This window comes from Umezawaea sp. NPDC059074 (assembly GCF_042738955.1).
Lineage (GTDB): Bacteria > Actinomycetota > Actinomycetes > Mycobacteriales > Pseudonocardiaceae > Umezawaea.
Genome location: NZ_JBHYHC010000103.1, coordinates 15831 through 32909, shown reverse-complemented (window position 1 = coordinate 32909; position 17079 = coordinate 15831). Strand labels below are relative to the sequence as shown.

At 73.0% G+C, this 17079-nt stretch carries 16 protein-coding genes; 10 read left to right on the top strand and 6 right to left on the bottom strand.

Annotation, left to right across the window (positions count from 1 at the left end; all coding sequences use genetic code 11):
- A partial coding sequence (locus tag ACFWW9_RS33715; RefSeq protein ID WP_390386189.1) for an aldo/keto reductase occupies nt 1–794 on the bottom strand: 794 nt, incomplete at its 3' end.
- 245 nt (nt 795–1039) lie between these two features.
- Nucleotides 1040–1270: a hypothetical protein gene (locus ACFWW9_RS33710; protein ID WP_390386191.1), complete on the bottom strand. Its 231-nt coding sequence runs from the start codon at nt 1268–1270 to the stop codon at nt 1040–1042.
- Between the two features lie 64 nt (nt 1271–1334).
- Here ACFWW9_RS33710 and ACFWW9_RS33705 point away from each other — a divergent pair, with 64 nt between their 5' ends.
- Nucleotides 1335–2411, top strand: a complete 1077-nt coding sequence (locus tag ACFWW9_RS33705; RefSeq protein WP_390386188.1) for a hypothetical protein — start codon at nt 1335–1337, stop codon at nt 2409–2411.
- Here the strand turns inward: ACFWW9_RS33705 and ACFWW9_RS33700 are convergent.
- Complete coding sequence (locus tag ACFWW9_RS33700) at nt 2408–3352, bottom strand: zinc-binding alcohol dehydrogenase family protein (protein ID WP_390386187.1); 945 nt, start codon at nt 3350–3352, stop codon at nt 2408–2410. The genes ACFWW9_RS33705 and ACFWW9_RS33700 overlap by 4 nt on opposite strands.
- Before the next feature lie 121 nt (nt 3353–3473).
- Here ACFWW9_RS33700 and ACFWW9_RS33695 point away from each other — a divergent pair, with 121 nt between their 5' ends.
- A complete protein-coding gene (locus ACFWW9_RS33695) occupies nt 3474–4307 on the top strand; it encodes a helix-turn-helix transcriptional regulator (protein ID WP_390386186.1) in 834 nt (277 codons plus the stop codon).
- On the opposite strand, the gene ACFWW9_RS33690 is transcribed toward ACFWW9_RS33695, so the two are convergent.
- Nucleotides 4304–5143 carry an NAD(P)H-binding protein gene (locus ACFWW9_RS33690; protein ID WP_390386185.1) on the bottom strand — a complete coding sequence of 280 codons (840 nt, stop codon included), beginning with the start codon at nt 5141–5143 and terminating at the stop codon, nt 4304–4306. The genes ACFWW9_RS33695 and ACFWW9_RS33690 overlap by 4 nt on opposite strands.
- On the bottom strand, nt 5136–5573 hold the full coding sequence (locus ACFWW9_RS33685) for a nuclear transport factor 2 family protein (protein ID WP_390386184.1): 438 nt from the start codon (nt 5571–5573) through the stop codon (nt 5136–5138). Before ACFWW9_RS33685 ends, ACFWW9_RS33690 begins: the two co-directional genes overlap by 8 nt.
- Nucleotides 5574–5660: 87 nt before the next feature.
- Between ACFWW9_RS33685 and ACFWW9_RS33680 the strand changes: the two genes are divergently transcribed.
- From ACFWW9_RS33680 to ACFWW9_RS33645, 8 genes are all read left to right on the top strand, one after another.
- Nucleotides 5661–6251, top strand: coding sequence for a TetR/AcrR family transcriptional regulator (locus tag ACFWW9_RS33680; protein ID WP_390386183.1), 591 nt, complete (start codon nt 5661–5663; stop codon nt 6249–6251).
- 319 nt (nt 6252–6570) lie between these two features.
- Nucleotides 6571–7425, top strand: a complete 855-nt coding sequence (locus ACFWW9_RS33675) for a DUF4253 domain-containing protein (RefSeq protein WP_390386182.1) — start codon at nt 6571–6573, stop codon at nt 7423–7425.
- Nucleotides 7426–7542: 117 nt separating this feature from the next.
- On the top strand, nt 7543–7821 hold the full coding sequence (locus tag ACFWW9_RS33670; protein WP_390386181.1) for a hypothetical protein: 279 nt from the start codon (nt 7543–7545) through the stop codon (nt 7819–7821).
- Nucleotides 7822–8179: 358 nt separating this feature from the next.
- The gene (locus ACFWW9_RS33665; protein WP_390386180.1) at nt 8180–11494 is read left to right on the top strand and encodes an LpqB family beta-propeller domain-containing protein; all 3315 of its coding nucleotides are present in this window, start codon (nt 8180–8182) and stop codon (nt 11492–11494) included.
- Nucleotides 11494–12351, top strand: coding sequence for a GNAT family N-acetyltransferase (locus ACFWW9_RS33660; protein ID WP_390386179.1), 858 nt, complete (start codon nt 11494–11496; stop codon nt 12349–12351). The genes ACFWW9_RS33665 and ACFWW9_RS33660 overlap by 1 nt, the downstream gene beginning before the upstream one ends.
- Nucleotides 12348–13454 carry an o-succinylbenzoate synthase gene (menC, locus tag ACFWW9_RS33655; protein WP_390386178.1) on the top strand — a complete coding sequence of 369 codons (1107 nt, stop codon included), beginning with the start codon at nt 12348–12350 and terminating at the stop codon, nt 13452–13454. The genes ACFWW9_RS33660 and menC overlap by 4 nt, the downstream gene beginning before the upstream one ends.
- 82 nt (nt 13455–13536) lie before the next feature.
- Nucleotides 13537–15123, top strand: coding sequence for a PucR family transcriptional regulator (locus tag ACFWW9_RS33650; RefSeq protein ID WP_390386177.1), 1587 nt, complete (start codon nt 13537–13539; stop codon nt 15121–15123).
- 131 nt (nt 15124–15254) lie between these two features.
- Entirely contained in the window at nt 15255–16196 is a 942-nt protein-coding gene (locus ACFWW9_RS33645; RefSeq protein ID WP_390386176.1) for a helix-turn-helix domain-containing protein, read from the top strand.
- 21 nt (nt 16197–16217) lie between these two features.
- Here the strand turns inward: ACFWW9_RS33645 and ACFWW9_RS33640 are convergent, their stop codons facing one another.
- Nucleotides 16218–16958 carry a D-Ala-D-Ala carboxypeptidase family metallohydrolase gene (locus tag ACFWW9_RS33640; protein ID WP_390386175.1) on the bottom strand — a complete coding sequence of 247 codons (741 nt, stop codon included), beginning with the start codon at nt 16956–16958 and terminating at the stop codon, nt 16218–16220.
- Nucleotides 16959–17079 lie beyond the last annotated feature (121 nt).

Sequence of the window (17079 nt, the reverse complement as noted above, 5' to 3'; positions counted from 1 at the left end):
GTGCCCGCGTGCTCGAAGTCGGCGCCCTGCGGCTTGTCCTCGCGGGTGTAGCCGCCCGCGAGCAGCGGCGAGTACGCGACCAGCGCCACCTCGGGCGTTTCGCGCAGGTAGCTCAGGATGTCGCCCGCGACGACGCCCTGGTTGCCGTCCTTGGAGCGGCGGCCGGGCATGTCCGTGCGGGCGCGCAGGTAGCTGTAGTGGTACTGCGCGACCTCGAAGCCGGGCAGGCCCTTGGCGGCGGCGATGGACCGCGCGCGTTCGAGCTTCCACGACCAGTGGTTGCTGACGCCGAGCAGGCCGACGGTGCCGTCCTTGACGACGTCCGCGAAGCCCTCGACGGTCTCCTCGATGGGCACGAGGACGTCCTCGACGTGCGCGTAGAGCAGGTCGATCTTCTCGACGCCGAGCAGGTCGCGGCTGCGCTCGGCCGACTCCCGGATCACCTTGGGCGACAGGCCCTCGATGTTCTCCGGCTTGGCCGTGTCGGCGAACGCCATGCCGGGCCGGTTGGGCCGACCGCCGAGCTTCGTGGCGATGACGACCTCGCTGCCGACGCCACGGCTCTTGCGCCAGCGGCCGAGCACCGCCTCGCTCTCACCGCCCTGCGTGGCCCCGACCCAGAACGAGTAGTTGTTGGAGGTGTCGATGAACGTGCCGCCCGCCTCGACGAACCGGTCGAGAATGCGAAACGCCTGCTCTTCCTCGGTTGCGGTGCCGAAGTGCATCGCCCCGAGTGCGATGACGCTGACCTCCCGACGGGTCGCCGGGTCCTGGCCGATAGCGCGGTACTTCAATTCAAGCCCCCAAGGCTGGTTATCCCGCCCGTCGGGCGGGCTACGGCCGCACAGTACTACAGTCACCGACCCACCACTTGCTACCGCATTCCGCGCTCCTCCGCCGGCCCATAATCGGAATTACTACGGAATGCCGCAATATCTCCCGTACGCGTCTTGTTTGGCGATCTCACCATTGCCAAACAAAACGTTGACCGCTATCGGGACGTGAACGCCCGCTGATCATCGCCGCTTTCGCTTCGGGACTAGTCGGCGGGTCCGCGCAGCGTGAGCACGACGCGCAGCACGTGTTCGACGGCGGAGGGGAACAGCGCGCCGCGCAACTCGCCGCGCGTGGCCAGGTTCAGCGAGGCGAACTCCAGCATCCGGTCCTCCCCCACCCGGCGCACGACGAGCGCCGCGATCTCCTCCAGGTCGAGACCGGGGTTGTCCAACCGGGTCAGGGCGAACTCGACGATCAACTCCTCGTCGCTCATCAGCCCTTCCGCCATGCCCTCAGCCTAGTTCACGGCCGGGTGCCGGGGGCGGATACTCCAGCCCATGTGGACACGAGGGGCGCGGGTGGCGGCGGTGCTGGTCGTGGCGCTGGGCGCGTGCGCCCCGACGCCACCGGAGGGCGTGGCGTTCACCCGCGTGGACCTGCCCGCCGGGGCGGTGCCGCAGACGGTGACCGCCGCCGGGGACGGCGTGCTGGTCGGGGTGCGGCGCGGCGAGAGCCCCGGTCTGGTGAAGGAGGGCGGCGGCGAGGTCGCGCTGCACGGCACGACGCCGTACGCGCTGGCCGCGAACTGGTACGCCGTCACCGTGGACGGGGATCGACTGCTGGCGGTCGGCGGGGAACGCGGTGGGGCGCACGGGAACGTGCGGTGGTCCGTGTGGACCGGGGCTGGCGACGAGCTGACCGAACAGCCCCAGGGGTTCAGCGTGTTCGGCGGGTGGGGCGCGGGTGAACTGGTGGACGCCGTGTTCACCGCGGACGGGCCGGTGCTGGTCGGGTCGTGGCAGAGCGACGCGGCCGGGCTGGACATCGCGACCTGGACCACCGACGGCACCACGTGGACGCGGCAGAGCTCGACGGGGACCGCGTTGGCGAGCACGGCCGTGTCACCGGGGTTCGCCACCTCCGCCACCGCGTTCGGGAAGGGCGCGCTCGTGGCCGGGTGGCGACTGGACGGCGGGCAGCGGCCGGTCGTGTGGACGTCGAAGTCTGGTGCGCGGGACTGGACCGCCACCGCCCTGCCCGACGCCGGGAAGTCCGGCGGGGCGGTGGCCGCGCGGTGCGCGGGCGAGACGTGCCTGGTCTCCGGCTGGGTCGACGGCGCGTTGGCGTTGTGGCGACTGGACGGCGGCACGTGGAGCAGGCTCCCCGGCGTGCCGTCCGTGCCGGTGGCCGACGACGCCCCGCTGCCCGCGCCCGTCGAGATCGGCGGCCACCTGGTGCAGGTCGCGTCCGACGGCGACCGCGTCGTGCTGCTCACCCGCGACGGCGACCGGTGGACCCGCCGCGACGCGCGCGGACCCTCGGGACAGGTGGTCGACGCGGTCGTGGCGGGCGGCGCTCTGCACGTCCTGACGCGGTCCGAGGTGTGGCGGGTGGACACCGGTTCGCTCGGCTAGACGGTGACGACCTGCTTGCCCACCACACCGCCCCGCTCGAACGCCCGGTGCGCGGAAGCGATGTCCGCCAACGGGAACACGCCGTTCACGACCGGGCGCAGCGCGCCGGTGGCGACGAGGTCGGCCACGTCGTTCAGCAGCACAGTGTCGGGGTTGGCGCTGAACGCGCGGATCCGCCGGGACCCGTGGACGGTCGACGCGGCGATCGCCGCGATGGCCGGGCCGGACAACCCGATGGTGGTCATCCGGCCGCCGCGGGTCAGCCGTCGCCGGTAGGCGTTCAGGTCGGTGCCGACGGTGTCGACGACGACGTCGAACGGCCCGATCCGGTCCGGCGCGGTGGTGCCGTAGTCGAGGACGTCCTCGGCCCCCAAACCGCCGAGGACGTCGGCGTGCCGGGACCGGGCCAGCGCGGTGACGTGACCGCCCAGCGCGTGGGCCAACGACACCAGTGCCGTGCCGACGCCGCCCGCCGCGCCGCGGATCAACACCCGTTCCCCCTGCGCCAGCTTGACGCTGTCGCGCAACGCGATCAGCGCCGTGGCCCCGGCGACCACGAGAGAAGCCGCCTCGACCGAGGTGAGGCCTTCCGGCATCGGTCCGACGCGGTCGGCGGCCACGACCACGAACTCGGCCGCGCCCGCGACGGCGTGCTTCGCGCGGGGGTGCACGGTGCCCCAGACGCGTTCGCCGACCGTGCGGGTGCGGACGTCGGGGCCGACCGCGGTGACGACGCCCGCGAAGTCCAGGCCGGTGCCGATCGGGAACCGGCTGCCGGACACGATCTTCATCGCGCCCGAGCGGAGGAGCGCGTCGTGGCCGTTGACGCTGGTCGCCTCGACCGCCACGAGCACCTCCCCCACGCCGGGGGCGGGCCGGTCGACGTCGGTGACGCGCAGGACGTCCGGTGCGCCGAAACCGGTGATCTGAACGGCCTTCATGACGTGGTTCCTCCCGTGGTGGACTGCTGTGCCCCCGATCCTGGGACTCGGCGGCGGCACCTCGGTCGTTCGCCTTTTCCTGGGACCGGGAGACCTACCCACGCCCGCGCATACTGGGACGGTGACCGACGATCCCCGGCGCGAGCTCGCCGAGTTCCTGCGCACCCGCCGCACCCGGCTGCGACCCGAGGACGTGGGCCTGGAACCCGGTCCGCGCCGCCGCGTCGCGGGCTTGCGCCGCGAGGAACTGGCGCTGCTGGCCGGGGTGAGCACGGACTACTACCAGCGCATGGAGCAGGGCCGCGACGTCCGCCCGTCCGACCAGGTCCTCGACGCGCTGGCCCGCGCGCTGGTGTTCTCCGCCGAGGAGACCCGGCACCTGCACAGCCTCGCGGCGGCCGCCCGCACACCCGCTCCGCCGCGGCGGCACACGCCGGAGGAGGTGCCGGACACCACGCTGCGGCTGCTGCGCACCACGACCTCGCCCGCGCTGGTCGTGGGCCGCTTCCTGGACGTGCTGGCCTGGAACCCCCTCGCGGGCGCGCTGCTCGACGGGTTCACCACGCTGCCCGACGACGAGCGCAACCTCCTGGCACGCCTGCTGCACCCGGAAGCCGACCGGACGTGCCCGGACCGGGCGGCCACGGTCGCCGAGCTGACCGCGATGCTGCGCGCCCAGGTCGCCGCCGAACCCGGCCACCCGCGTGCCGCCGAGCTGGTGGGCGAACTCGCGGTGAGCAGCGACGAGTTCGCCACCCTGTGGGCGCGCCACGACGTGGAGGAGACGACCCGCGGCCGGATGCGGGTCTTCCACCCGTTGGTCGGTGAGCTGAACCTCGACTGGGACGCCTACCCGATGCCCGGAGCGCCCGGCCCGATGCTGATCGTCTACACCGCGCGGGAAGGCGGCCCGGACGACGAGCGCCTCCGGCTCCTGGCCGGGCTGCTCGGCTAGAGCTCCGCTTCGACGAACTCCCGGAACGCGCGGGCGGGTCGACCGGTCACCCGCTCGACGACGTCGGTGACGCGGTCCTCCGCGCCGCTGCGGATGTCCTCGTCCAGTGCGGCGAGGAAGGCGGCGAACTCGGTGGGCAGGCCGGTGTTCTCGAGGTGCGCGACGAGGTCCGCCGGACTGAGGGAGCGGTGGCGCACAGGAGTTCCGGTCCACTTCGCGATGACCTCGGCGGCGTCCGCGTAGCTGATCGCCTCGGGTCCGGTGAGGACGTGGTCGGTGTCGTGGGAGACCTCGTCGGTCAACGCGTGGGCGGCGACGGCGGCGATGTCACCGGCGTCGACGAACGCGATCCGGCCGTGGCCGGTGGCACTGACGATCTCGCCCTCTTGGACACCTCGCGCCACCGCGTGCGCGCCGGTGAAGTTCTGCATGAACCAGGACGGCCGCAGCACCGCCCACTCGGGCATGGTCTGGCGGACCAGGGTGTGGAGCGCGCCGAGCGGTGGGACGCCTTCGGTCATCGCGGAGGAACTGAGCAGCACGACCCTGCGCACCCCTTGGCGGAGGGCTTCGGCGAGGAACGGCTCGACGAGGGGGACGGGGTCGATCTCGCCTACAGGGGCGACGAGGTACACCGCCGAGACGTCCCGCAACGCCGGTGCGTGGGTTTGCCCGTCGGCCCAGTCGAAGTTGACCTGGTCCGTGGTGCGCGGTTGGCGCGTGGCGGAGCGGACCGGGACGCCCTTGCTCCGCAGGACGTCCACCACTCGCGAGCCGGTGGTACCGGTCGCCCCGATCACCAACACGTCGGACTCGCGTCCCTGCCCGTCAGGCATGGGTGTTTCCGGAGAAGGCGGTGTTCAGGGCTTGGGTGCCGCCCATGACGGTCGCGGCGGCGGCCGGGCTCCAGTAGTCGCGGTAGTGCCGGATCTCGCCGTCCCGCACCGTGATCACCGCGATGTAGCGCATCTCGTAGGGCGCGCCCGTCGCGACGACCACGCCGCTTGCGGTGAACTCGACGACCGCTACCTCGGGATCGGTGGTCTGGTGGACCACCTGCTCGGGGATTCCCTTGATCGTGAGCAGATCGGGGTAGTCGCGCAGGTACTCCTGGACCGCCGCACGCCCCTCCACCCGCCGTGGAAGGCCTTCTTCGGCGAACGGGAACTCCAGCACACCGTCCTCCGCCCACAGCCCGGCGAAACCGGCCATGTCGTTGCGGAGCAACAGCCCCAGCGCTTCGTTCACCAGGTCGACCGTGGTCATCAACATCTCCCAATAGGACGAGACGGTCCCGTCCCGACCAACGTAGCACGCGTCGGGACGGGACCGTCTCGTCGCTACACTCCGCCGATGACTCGTCGCGCACCCACCGGGGCGGCCGTGCTGCAACCGGGCATCACCCAGGCCATCACCGAAGCCGTGCTGGAGGAGTGGGCCCAGCACGGTTACGCGCGGCTGTCGATGGAGGCCGTCGCCAAGCGGGCGGGCGTGGGCAAGAGCGCGCTGTACCGGAGGTGGCCGTCCAAGCAGGAGATGGCGATGACCGTGATCGCCGGGTTCAGCGTCGACCGCGCCGTAGTCCCGGACACCGGTTCCCTCCGCAGCGACCTCCGCGGCGCACTGGAGGGCTTGGTCGCCTGGATCACCGACCCCAGGTTCTCCCGCATCCTCCCCGACCTGGTGGCCGAAACCTCCCGCAACGCGGAACTGGGCGACTTCACCAGAACCATGATCGGCACCCCCAGGCGCGAACGCTCGGAAGCAATGCTCCACCGAGCCATCGCCCGCGGCGAACTACGCAAGGACATAGACCTGGAACTGGTCCTGGACCTGATCGCCGCCCCCCTCTACTGGCGCCTCAGCGTCCGCAGTTCCCCCCTGGAACCCGACTACTTGGACAAGCTGACCGACCTCCTACTCCGCTCAATCACCACCACCTGACAACACCAGCGGGCGACCCCGCTGCCCGCCCCCAACCACCTCCGCCGCCCCCCGCACACCCGCACCTCTACCAATCCCCACCCACCACCGCCCCAACCCACCACCCCGTCGCCGATCACCCGCTCCAGCCCTGCCATGCCCACCACCCACGCTTCAGCCACCTCCAACCCACTAATCCACCCACCGATCACCCGCCGCGACCCCGCCACGCCCACCACCACCTCACTCACCAGCCACTCCCCCACAGCCCCCCTCGCAGCCCGCCACGCCGCCCACCCGTTCCACTCCCACCTCGACCCCCACCGCCTACGATCCGCCCGTGACCTCCGAACCCTCGTTGCCCGCCGACCTGCGGGACCTGTTCGTCGACAAGGCCGCTGGCCGGACTCGCTCCGTGCCGTTGCCACCTGGCCGTCTCGTGCTTCCCGAGGAGGAGGACGGTGGGCGGCCCGCGTTCTGGTTGAGTGATCAGCCCGCCCCCGACGGGTTGTGGGCGGCGTTGCGGGCCGAGCACGCCAAGTCCGGGTTGTGGCCGTTGTTGCTCGACGCGCTGGACGACGAGGACCCCGAGTACCGGCCGTGGGCCAACGGGGAGGTGTTGCCGGGTGAGATGTCGTTTCCCGGTGATCACGACGCGGCGAAACTGCTGACCGGCTGGTGGGCCGAGCACACCGGGGAGTCCGAGGACGACACCGTCTCTCCCGCCGAGCGGGTCGCCGTGACCGCGCCGTACGGGCGCACGTGGCCGGGGTTGGCGCCGACGCCGTCCAAGGGCATCGATCCCGACCGGGTCGCCGACGGGTTGGCCGAGCAACTGCTGGCGGGGCACGGGTCGATGCGGTTGGGGCTGGTCGCGGCTGAGCGCGGGGCCGACGCGTTGACCGTGGCGGGCTGGACCGGGCCGATGAACTACACGAACGACACCGCCGAGGTGTCGGCCGTGCTGCGCGACTGGGAGGACCGGTTCGGCGCACGGGTCGTCGGGGTCGGGTTCGCCACGTTGCTGCTCAGCGTCGCCAGTCCGCCCACCACGCACGCCGAGGCGCTGGCCGTGGCCGCCGAGCACTTCGCGTTCTGCCCCGACAACGTCTGGCAGGGCGTCGACCCGCAGACCCTGTCCGCCTACGCCGAACGCCTGGTGGGCGACCACTCGTGGGCCTTCTGGTGGGACTGACCGGCCCCGAGTCCGCGAAAGCGCGGTCTTGCCGCCGGTGATCCGTCCGAAGCGCGCCGAACGCGGACCCGTCGGCCTTAGCGTGGCCGGGACGATCTTCGCGAAAGGCGCACAACGATGGAAAGCACCACGGGCTGGTTCGCCGATGTGGATCCTGACGTGTCCGACGACCACACCTGGCAGCCGTGCCTGCTGCTGGACGACGTCCGCCTCTCGCTCGACCTGTGGTTCGCGACGGAGGAGGAGTGCCTCGCGTTCATCCGCAAGGAGGTGGTCGGGCGCGGGGTCCTCGGTGAGGTGGCCCTGCCCGCGACGGGGGTGAACTCGATCGCCGGCACGGTCACGGGCAGCGTCGTCCAGGTGAGCGGTGTGGTGACCGGCGGCCTGACGTTCTGACGCCGGTCCGAACTCGCGGGCGATGACCGGTGTACGCGGCGTCACCAGCGGGTAGACCACGCCTGCCGCGCGAAAACGCACGTTGGTCGCGTGGCGGGCTCGCCGAAGCGGGTCGGGCAGGGCCGGCGCGGGTCGTTGAAACCACAGCACCCGTGCCGGTCCGGCCTCCCGACCCGCGTTCGGCCAGGCCGACGCCCACCAGGTCGGAGCGGGCTGTGGTCGGCGACAAGATCACCCGGCCGGATTCGTTCGTCCGGACGAACATCGGGGTGTCCGGTCCCGGCAGCATCGGGGTACGACGAAGAAGGCCGCCGGAACGCGGTGGGCCGCTCTCGTCCCGCGACCCGAGGAGAGCCCGGTGGCCCGACGCCAGCGCATCGACGACCTGACCTCGTTCGCCGTGCCGGAGCAGCCCGCGCTGTCGCCGGACGGCGAGCGGATCGTCTACGTGCTCCGGACCGTCGACACCGACGCGGACCGGAACGCCAGGTCGCTCTGGACGGTCGGCTCCCGCTCCGGCGAACCCCGGCGGCTCACCCGCGGCCGGTCGGACTCCTCGCCCGCGTGGTCCCCGGACGGCACGCGGATCGCGTTCCTCCGGGCGCAGGACGGTCCCGCGCAGGTGTGGCTGCTGCCCGCCGACGGCGGCGAGGCCGAGCAGGTCACGACGTTGCCGCTCGGCGCGGGCACGCCGGTGTGGAGCCCGGACGGGACGCGGATCGCCTTCGGCGCGCCCGTGGACCTGCACGCCGAGCACGATGAGGACGACCGGGCCCGCCGCGACCGCGCGAAGGCTCCGATCGTCGTCGACCGGCTGGACTACCAGGCCGACGGCGCGGGCCTGCTGCGCACCTTCCGCAACCACCTGCACGTCCTCGACGTGACGGCAGGCACCACCGAGCAGGTCACCGACGGCGACTGGCACGCGGGCGACCCGGCGTGGTCGCCGGACTCGACCCGGCTGGCCTACTCCGCGGGCAAGCACCCCATGGGCGACCTCGTGCTCCGGTCGCCCGTGCACGTCCTCGACCTCGCCGACCGCTCGTCCACGACGGTCGGCCTGCGCGACGGCTTCGGCGGCCCGGTCACCTGGACGGCGGACGGCACGGCGTTGCTCGTCGTCGGCACGCCGGGCCAACCGGTCGGCCACGGTCGCCTGCTGCGCGTTCCGCTCGACGGGTCCGCGCCGGTCGACCTGACCGGTTCCCTGGACCGCAACGTCATGCCCGGCGGTCCGGGCTACCCCGGCGCCCTGCCGCGGCTCGTCGACGACGGCCGGTCCGTGCTGTTCTGCGCCCGCGACCGCGGCTGCACCCACCTGTTCTCCGTCCCCGCCGACGGCGGCGACGTCACGCCGGTGCTCGGCGGCGCGGGCCGCGTGGTGACCGGTATGTCCACTGTGGACGGCATGGTCGCGCTCACCCTCGCCACCGCGGACTCCTACGGCGAGGTCGTCACCCTCGACCTGGCCACGAACGCGGAAACCGTGCGCACCAAGCACGGCGCTCTGTCCGAAGTGGACCTGTTCCCCCGCGTCGAGCGCGAGTTCGCCATCTCCGACGGCACCACCGTGCACGGCTGGCTGATCGGCGACACGACCACCGCGGGGCCGCTGTTGCTGGACATCCACGGCGGCCCGCACAACGCGTGGAACGGCGCGGCCGACGAGGCCCACCTCTACCACCAGGAACTGGCCGCGCGGGGCTGGACCGTGCTGCTGCTCAACCCGCGCGGCAGCGACGGCTACGGCGAGCGCTTCCACGAGGCCGCTCGCGGCGCGTGGGGCGAGGCCGACGCGAAGGACTTCCTCGAACCGCTGGACCAACTGGTCGCCGAGGGCGTCGCGGACCCGCGCAGGCTGGCCGTGACCGGGTACAGCTACGGCGGGTTCATGACCTGCTACCTCACCAGCCGCGACGACCGGTTCGCCGCCGCCGTGGCGGGCGGGGTGGTCTCCGACCTCACCAGCATGGCGGGCACCTCCGACTCCGGGCACTACCTCGGCGCGCTGGAACTGGGCGGCCTGCCGTGGTCCGACCGCGAGCGCTACGCGGAGCTGTCGCCGTTGACGCTGGTCGACCGGGTGCGCACGCCCACGCTGGTCGTGCAGGGCGGCGCGGACCTGCGCTGCCCGGTCGGCCAGGCCCAGCAGTGGTTCGCGGCGCTGCGCGAGCAGGGCGTGCCGACCGGGCTCGTGCTCTACCCCGAGGGCTCGCACCTGTTCCTCCTCGACGGCCCGCCGTCGCACCGGATCGACCTCAACCGGCGGGTCGTGGACTGGGTCGAGCGCCACGCGGGCGACGTCGTCGGCCCGCGCAGGCCGCGGATCGACACCGCGCACTGGCGGCGCAGGCTGTCCGCGCTGGCCGAGCGCCACCACGTCCCCGGAGCGACGCTGGGCATCCTGCGGCTGGGCGGTGAGGACGAACTGGTCGAGGCCGCGCACGGCGTGCTGAACACCGGGACCGGCGTCGAGGCGACCACCGACTCGCTGTTCCAGATCGGGTCCATCACGAAGGTGTGGACGGCGACGCTCGTGCTCCAGCTCGTCGACGAGGGCCTGCTGGACCTGGACGCGCCGATCTCCGACGTGCTGCCGGAGCTGAAGATCGCCGAACCGGGCGTGACCGCTCGGCACCTGCTCACGCACACCAGCGGCATCGACGGCGACGTCTTCACCGACACCGGCCGCGGCGACGACTGCCTGGAGAGGTACGTCGACCTGCTCGGCGACGTGGCCCTGAACCACCCGCTCGGCGCGACCTGGTCCTACTGCAACTCCGGGTTCACGCTGGCCGGGCGCGTGGTCGAGAAGCTGACCGGCGGCACGTGGGACCAGGCCCTGCGGGACCGGATCCTCACCCCGCTCGGCCTGCACCACACCGTCACGCTCCCCGAGGAGGCCGTGCTGCACCGCGCGGCGGTCGGGCACGTCGGCGACCCCGGCGCGCAGACCCCGACGCCGGTGTGGGGCCTGCCGCGGTCGCTCGGCCCGGCCGGGCTGATCACGTCGACGGTCGCCGACGTCCTCGGGTTCGCCCGTCTGCACCTGACCGGCGGTCTCGCGCCGGACGGGACCAGGGTGCTGTCCGAGGCGAGCGCGGCGGCGATGGCCGCGCACCAGGCGGACGTTCCGGGCAAGTACGGCCTCGGCGAGTCGTGGGGGCTGGGCTGGATCCGGTTCGACTGGGACGGTCGGCGGCTGATCGGCCACGACGGTTCGACGATCGGGCAGAACGCGTTCCTCCGGGTGCTGCCGGACGAGAACCTCGCGGTCGTCCTGCTCACCAACGGCGGCAACGGCCGCGACCTGACCGAGGACCTCTTCCGCGAGGTCTTCGCCGACCTGGCCGGGCTCGCCACGCCGACGCCGCCGGAACCGCCCGCCGAGCCCGTGACCGTGGACGTGTCCCGGCACCTGGGCGTGTACGAGCGGGCCGGGGCGCGGATGGAGGTGCTGGAGGGGCCGGTGCTGCGCACGACCGTCACCGGGCCGCTGGCCGACCTCGTCCCCGACGTGACGCGGGAGTTCCCGATGGTGGCGCTGGAGGACGACCTGTTCCTCGTGCGCCACCCGGAGACCCGGACGTGGACGCCCGTGTGGTTCTACGCGCTGCCGACCGGCGAGCGGTACGCGCACTTCGGCGTCCGCGCCACCCCGAAGGTCGACTGATGGGCGCGACCTCCGACCTCGTGACCGACCTGGACCGGGCGCACCTGGCCGCGCGCGCCGCGGCCGCCGCCTCCGGCGTCGAGGTCCGCGAGGTGGCCGACCTGGACGGCCTGGACGCGGTGCACCGGCTGTTCGACGGGATCTGGCGCCCCGACCCGACCAACCCGCCGGTGACGGCGAAGCTGCTGCGCGCGCTGTCGAAGGTGGGCAACCTCGTGTCGGGCGCGTTCGACGGCCCGGTGCTCGTCGGCGCGTGCGTCGGGTTCTTCGGCGCGCCCGCGGCGCGGCTGCTGCACAGCCACGTCGCCGGGGTGTCGCCGAAGGCGGCGGGCAGGCACGTGGGGTACGCGCTCAAGCTGCACCAGCGCGCGTGGGCGTTGGAGCGGGGCGTGACCTCGGTGGAGTGGACGTTCGACCCGCTGGTCGCGCGCAACGCGCACTTCAACACCACCAAGCTCGGCGCGCGGCCGGTCGAGTACCTGGCGAACTTCTACGGCGGCATGGACGACGACATCAACGGCGACGACGACAGCGACCGGCTGCTCGTGGCCTGGGACCTGGCGGGAGCCGCGGGCACGCCCGGCGACGCGCGGGCGGAACTGGCGCGCGGCGCGGTGGTGGCGCTGGACCGGTCCCCGCACGGCACGCCGGTCGCGGGGTCGGCGGACGGCCGGACGCTGCTGGTGGCCGTGCCGTCCGACGTGGAGGCGCTGCGCTCGACCGATCCCGGCCTGGCCAAGGAGTGGCGGGCCGCGGTGCGCGACGCCTTGGGCGGCGCGCTGGCGGGCGGGTGGCGGATCACCGGGTTCGACCGGGCGGGTTGGTACGTCCTGACGCACGAGGAAGGCAGTCGATGAAGCTGACCGGAGTGGAACTGCGCCGGATCCGGATGCCGCTGGTGTCGCCGTTCCGGACGTCGTTCGGCACGCAGACCGCGCGGGACGTGCTGCTGCTGCGCGCGGTCACCGACGAGGCCGAGGGCTGGGGCGAGTGCGTGGCGATGTCCGACCCGCTGTACTCCTCGGAGTACGTGGACGCGGCGGCCGACGTGCTGACCCGGTTCCTGGTCCCGGCGCTCGCGGCGCGGCCACGGCTGGACGCGAACGCCGTCGCGCCCGCGCTGGAACCGTTCCGCGGCCACCTGATGGCGAAGGCGGCGCTGGAGATGGCCGTGCTCGACGCCGAACTGCGCGCCGAGGGACGGCCGTTGGCGCGGGAGCTGGGCGCGACGCGCGACCGGGTGCCGTGCGGGGTGTCGGTCGGGATCATGGACTCGATCGGCGAACTCCTCGACGCCGTCGGCGGGTACCTCGACGCGGGGTACGTGCGGATCAAGCTGAAGATCGAGCCGGGCTGGGACGTCGAGCCGGTGCGGGCGGTGCGCGAGCGGTTCGGCGACGACGTGCTGCTCCAGGTCGACGCGAACACCGCCTACCGGATCGGCGACGCCCGGCACCTGGCCCGGCTGGACCCGTTCGACCTGCTGCTGATCGAGCAGCCGCTGGACGAGGAGGACCTGCTCGGGCACGCGGAACTGGCCCGGATGATCAGCACGCCGGTCTGCCTGGACGAGTCCATCACGTCGGCCCGGTCGGCGGCCGCCGCCATCGCGCTGGGGGCGTGCAAGATCGTGAACATCAAGCCGGGGCGGGTCGGCGGGTACCTGGAGGCGCGGCGGATCCACGACGTGTGCGTGGCCAACGGCGTGCCGGTGTGGTGCGGCGGGATGCTGGAGACGGGGCTGGGGCGGGCCGCGAACGTGGCGCTGGCCGCGCTGCCCGGTTTCACCCTGCCGGGTGACACGTCCGCGTCGGACCGGTTCTACCGGCGGGACATCACGACGCCGTTCGTGCTGGACGGCGGCCACCTCGCGGTGCCGACCGGGCCGGGCCTCGGCGTGGAGCCGCTGGCCGACGAGCTGGAGGCGGTGACGACGTCCACCGAGTGGCTGCCGCTGTGACTCGTCCGCCCGGACAGGTGAACGCCCGGTCTTCGTCCGCGCGGACGAACTCCTCGGTCCCGGATGTCGCTAGTTTCGGAGGGTGACCAAGCGACCACACGCCGGCCTCGGCCGGGTGCTCGACGACCTCGGCACGACGTTGCTGGACCTCGTGCACGGGCGGCCGGACCGGACGAGAGCACTCGGGGGCGTCGCCATCCACGACCCGCTGGACGACGGCGTGCCCCCGCCGAACGCGCTCGTGCTGGGCGTCGGCGTGGGCACGGCGGCGGAGATCGCGGACCTGCTGCGGGCGTTGGGCGGGCACACCGCCGTGGGACTCGTGGTGCGCGCGCCCGTGCCGGTGACGGACGAGGTGGTCGCGGCGGTCGAGGAGTCCGGCGTGGCGCTGCTCGGCCTCACGCGCGGGGCGTCGTGGGCGCAGCTCGCCGCGATCCTGCGGGCGATGCTCGCCGAGGGCGACTTCGGCGGCGTGGTGGACGGCGACCTCTTCACGTCCGCCAACGCGGTGGCCGCGCTGCTGGACGCCCCGGTGACGATCGAGGACCACGGCTGGCGCGTGCTGGCGTTCTCCGGCGGGCAGGACGAGGCCGACGAGTCGCGGGTGGAGACGATCCTGGGCAGGCAGGTGCCGGAGAAGTACTCGCGCGTGCTGGCCGAGCGGGGCGTGTTCCGCGACCTGTACCGCACGGATCAGCCGGTGTACATCGAGCCCGTGACCGCCACCTCGCTCCCCCGCGTGGCGATCGCCGTGCGCGCGGGTGACGAGGTCCTGGGCTCGATCTGGGCCGCGGTGAAGGGCCCGCTCAGCGCCGACCGCACCACCGCTCTGATCGACGCGTCCAGGCTGGTGGCGCTGCACCTGCTGCGCCTGCGCGCGGGCGCGGACGTGGAACGCAGGCTGCGCACCGACCTGGTCGGCACGGCGCTGGAGGGCGGCCCCGGAGCCCGTGACGCCCTGGACCGCCTGGGCCTGACCGGCCGCCCCGTCGTCGTCCTGGCCCTGTCGACCACCGACCCCGACACCCCCACGCCCGCCCTCACCACCGAGCGCCAACGCCTCGGCGACGCCCTCGCGATGCACCTGAGCGCCCTGCACCCCCGCAGCGCCACGGCGTCGCTCGGCGACGTCACCTACGCCCTGTTCCCGGTGCCGGACGACCACCGCGCCCTCACCGTCGCAACCGACTTCCTCGACCGCGTCGGCACCCGCACCCACGCCGTCATCGCCGTCAGCCCCGTTGCCGCCGACACCACCGACCTCTCCCTAGCCCGCGCCACGGCGGACCGCGCCCTGCGCGTCCTGCGCGGCGGCGGCACCCGCCGCACCGCCCGCCTCGCCGACGTCCACGTGGAAGCGCTGCTCCTGGAACTACGCGACCTGGCAGCCGCCCAAGGCGACCGCCCCACCGGCCCCATCGCGAAACTGCTGGCCTACGACAACCAGCACGCGGCCACCCTCGTCGAAACCCTGAGCGCGTGGCTGGACGCCTTCGGCGACGTCATCGCCGCCTCGGCAGCGGTCCACGTCCACCCCAACACCTTCCGCTACCGCCTGCGCCGCCTCGCGGCAGTCGGCGACCTCGACCTCACCGACCCGGAAGCCCGCTTCGCCGCGATGCTGCAACTGCGGGTGTTGTCACGAGCGGAGCGCAGGAAGGACGAATGATCAGCTGTCCGAGGACGCGCGGAAATCCCTGCGGCGCAAGGTGTTCAACGTCTGCGGAAAGGACGGGGACGGGTCGCTTGCTCGGTGCTAGCTTCGCTCCCGTCCAGCAGCGGCCCTAGCGAGGTGCGTCCGTGATCACGTCTGCGCAGAGCGACAGGTTCGCCGCCCACCTCCGCATGTTGAAGGAGCGGAGCGGGCGCGGGTTCGAGCGGCTCGGCAAGCAGTCGGGGGTCAGCGGGTCGTCGTTGCACCGGTATTGCACGGGGCTCAGCGTGCCGTCGGACTACCGGGTGGTGCACGCGTTCGCGAAGGTGTGCGGGGCCAGCGCCGAGGAGTTGCGGGAGCTGCACCGGTTGTGGGCGTTGGCGGACGCGGTCCGCGACGCCCCGGTGGAGGAGGAGCCCGCGCCGCCCGTCGAGCAGGGCGGTAGGCGCTGGTACGCGGTCGTGGCCGCGGCGCTGCTGATCACCGGCGGGCTGGTGTGGTTCGCGAGCGCGCCGTCGGCCGACCCCGGTCCGCACGACGACCGGCTGCTGTTCTCCGCCACGTGCCGGGAGCCGGTGAGCCTGGGTCAGCACGACGAGTGCGTGGCCGAGGTGCAGAGCCTGATCTCCCGCGCGCACAGCGCGGTGGCGGTGGACGGCGACTTCGGGCCGGAGACGCTGCGGCGCGTCACCGCCTTCCAGGTGTTGGCCGGGGTGCCGCCGCGCGGCGTCGTGGACGCCGACACGAAAGGCGCGCTGTACGACCAGAAGGTCAGCATGGCGACCTGGTCGCCCGCGGACGTGGAGCGCAGGGTTCGCGAGGTGTTCACCGAGGATCCCGCGACCGCCGTCGCCATCGCCCGCTGCGCCTCGTTCCTCGACCCGCTGTGGGTGCTGCCCAACACCGACGGCAGCCGGAACTGGGGTGTCTTCCAGCTCTCCGACGCCCGCCTGCGCGACCTCGGCGGCACGCCGCTGCGGGCGTTCGACCCGGCGTGGAACATCGAGGCGGCGCACCGGTTGTGGAGCGCGCGCCACGACTTCCACGACTGGCCCTCGTGCGCGGCGGCCCTGTCGGCCCCCTCCTGACCGCCCACGAGGGCCCGCCGGTCAGATCGTGCCGCTCTCCCACCACCAGGCGCGGCCGAGGTCCGCCCGGCTGTCCACGTGCTGGTGGTCGACGGTGTACCGCTCCAGGCCGGAGAACCCGCAGGTCTCCGCCTTCTGGTAGACGGTCCGGTTCGCGACGCCGGGCACGACGAGGTCGGCCGCGGTGCCGTAGAGGTGCATGCTGTCGCTCGCGCCGCCGATGTCCGCGTTGTGCTGGATGCTGCGGAACCCGGACGTCACGGTGATCGCCTTGTTGCCCAGCTTCTTGCGCAGGGCCTCCAGCTTGTACATCGCGCGGCGGGCGTTCTCGCGGACCGTCGCCGAGCCGACCTTGCCGCCGTTGAAGGTCCCGCTCACCCGGTCGGTGAACTCGCTGAAGTTGAAGTGCGCCGTGGACCCGTCGGACTGCTCCAGCGCGTTGAGCGCGCTCTGCGTGTTCGCCCCGACGTTGCCGTCGACGCTCAACCCGTAGGCGGCCTGGAACCGGCGGACGGCGGCCTTGGTGCCCGGCCCGAACTCGCCGTCGACGCTCACCCGGCTGTGGCTGGCGCTGTCGGCCGCCCAGCCCGCGACGCGGATCTGCAACTCGGTGACGTCCGCGCCTGTCGCGCCTTCCGACAGGGTGCGCGACCACGGGTACGCCTGCGCGATCCCGGTCCACAGCAGCGGTCCGGCGACCGCGCCCGCGCCGAGGACGACTGCGCCGCGCAGGAACGCGCGGCGACCGATCGAGGTGGTCATTCGTGTGCCTTTCGGAAGGGTGCAACGGCCGCCACCAGGCTGGCGAGCGCGGGGCGGCGGGAGAACCGATCGGCACGGGAACGGGACGACGGGACGGTCCCGCCCCGGCTGACCTGCCGGG

What these genes read in the sequence shown, in the direction of transcription:
- ACFWW9_RS33710 (WP_390386191.1), bottom strand. Translation starts at nt 1,270, where the DNA reads ATGAGCGACGAGGAGTTGATCGTCGAGTTCGCCCTGACCCGGTTGGAC.
- ACFWW9_RS33705 (WP_390386188.1), top strand. Translation starts at nt 1,335, where the DNA reads ATGTGGACACGAGGGGCGCGGGTGGCGGCGGTGCTGGTCGTGGCGCTG.
- ACFWW9_RS33700 (WP_390386187.1), bottom strand. Translation starts at nt 3,352, where the DNA reads ATGAAGGCCGTTCAGATCACCGGTTTCGGCGCACCGGACGTCCTGCGC.
- ACFWW9_RS33690 (WP_390386185.1), bottom strand. Translation starts at nt 5,143, where the DNA reads ATGCCTGACGGGCAGGGACGCGAGTCCGACGTGTTGGTGATCGGGGCG.
- ACFWW9_RS33685 (WP_390386184.1), bottom strand. Translation starts at nt 5,573, where the DNA reads ATGACCACGGTCGACCTGGTGAACGAAGCGCTGGGGCTGTTGCTCCGC.
- ACFWW9_RS33680 (WP_390386183.1), top strand. Translation starts at nt 5,661, where the DNA reads ATGACTCGTCGCGCACCCACCGGGGCGGCCGTGCTGCAACCGGGCATC.
- ACFWW9_RS33670 (WP_390386181.1), top strand. Translation starts at nt 7,543, where the DNA reads ATGGAAAGCACCACGGGCTGGTTCGCCGATGTGGATCCTGACGTGTCC.
- ACFWW9_RS33660 (WP_390386179.1), top strand. Translation starts at nt 11,494, where the DNA reads ATGGGCGCGACCTCCGACCTCGTGACCGACCTGGACCGGGCGCACCTG.
- menC (WP_390386178.1), top strand. Translation starts at nt 12,348, where the DNA reads ATGAAGCTGACCGGAGTGGAACTGCGCCGGATCCGGATGCCGCTGGTG.
- ACFWW9_RS33640 (WP_390386175.1), bottom strand. Translation starts at nt 16,958, where the DNA reads ATGACCACCTCGATCGGTCGCCGCGCGTTCCTGCGCGGCGCAGTCGTC.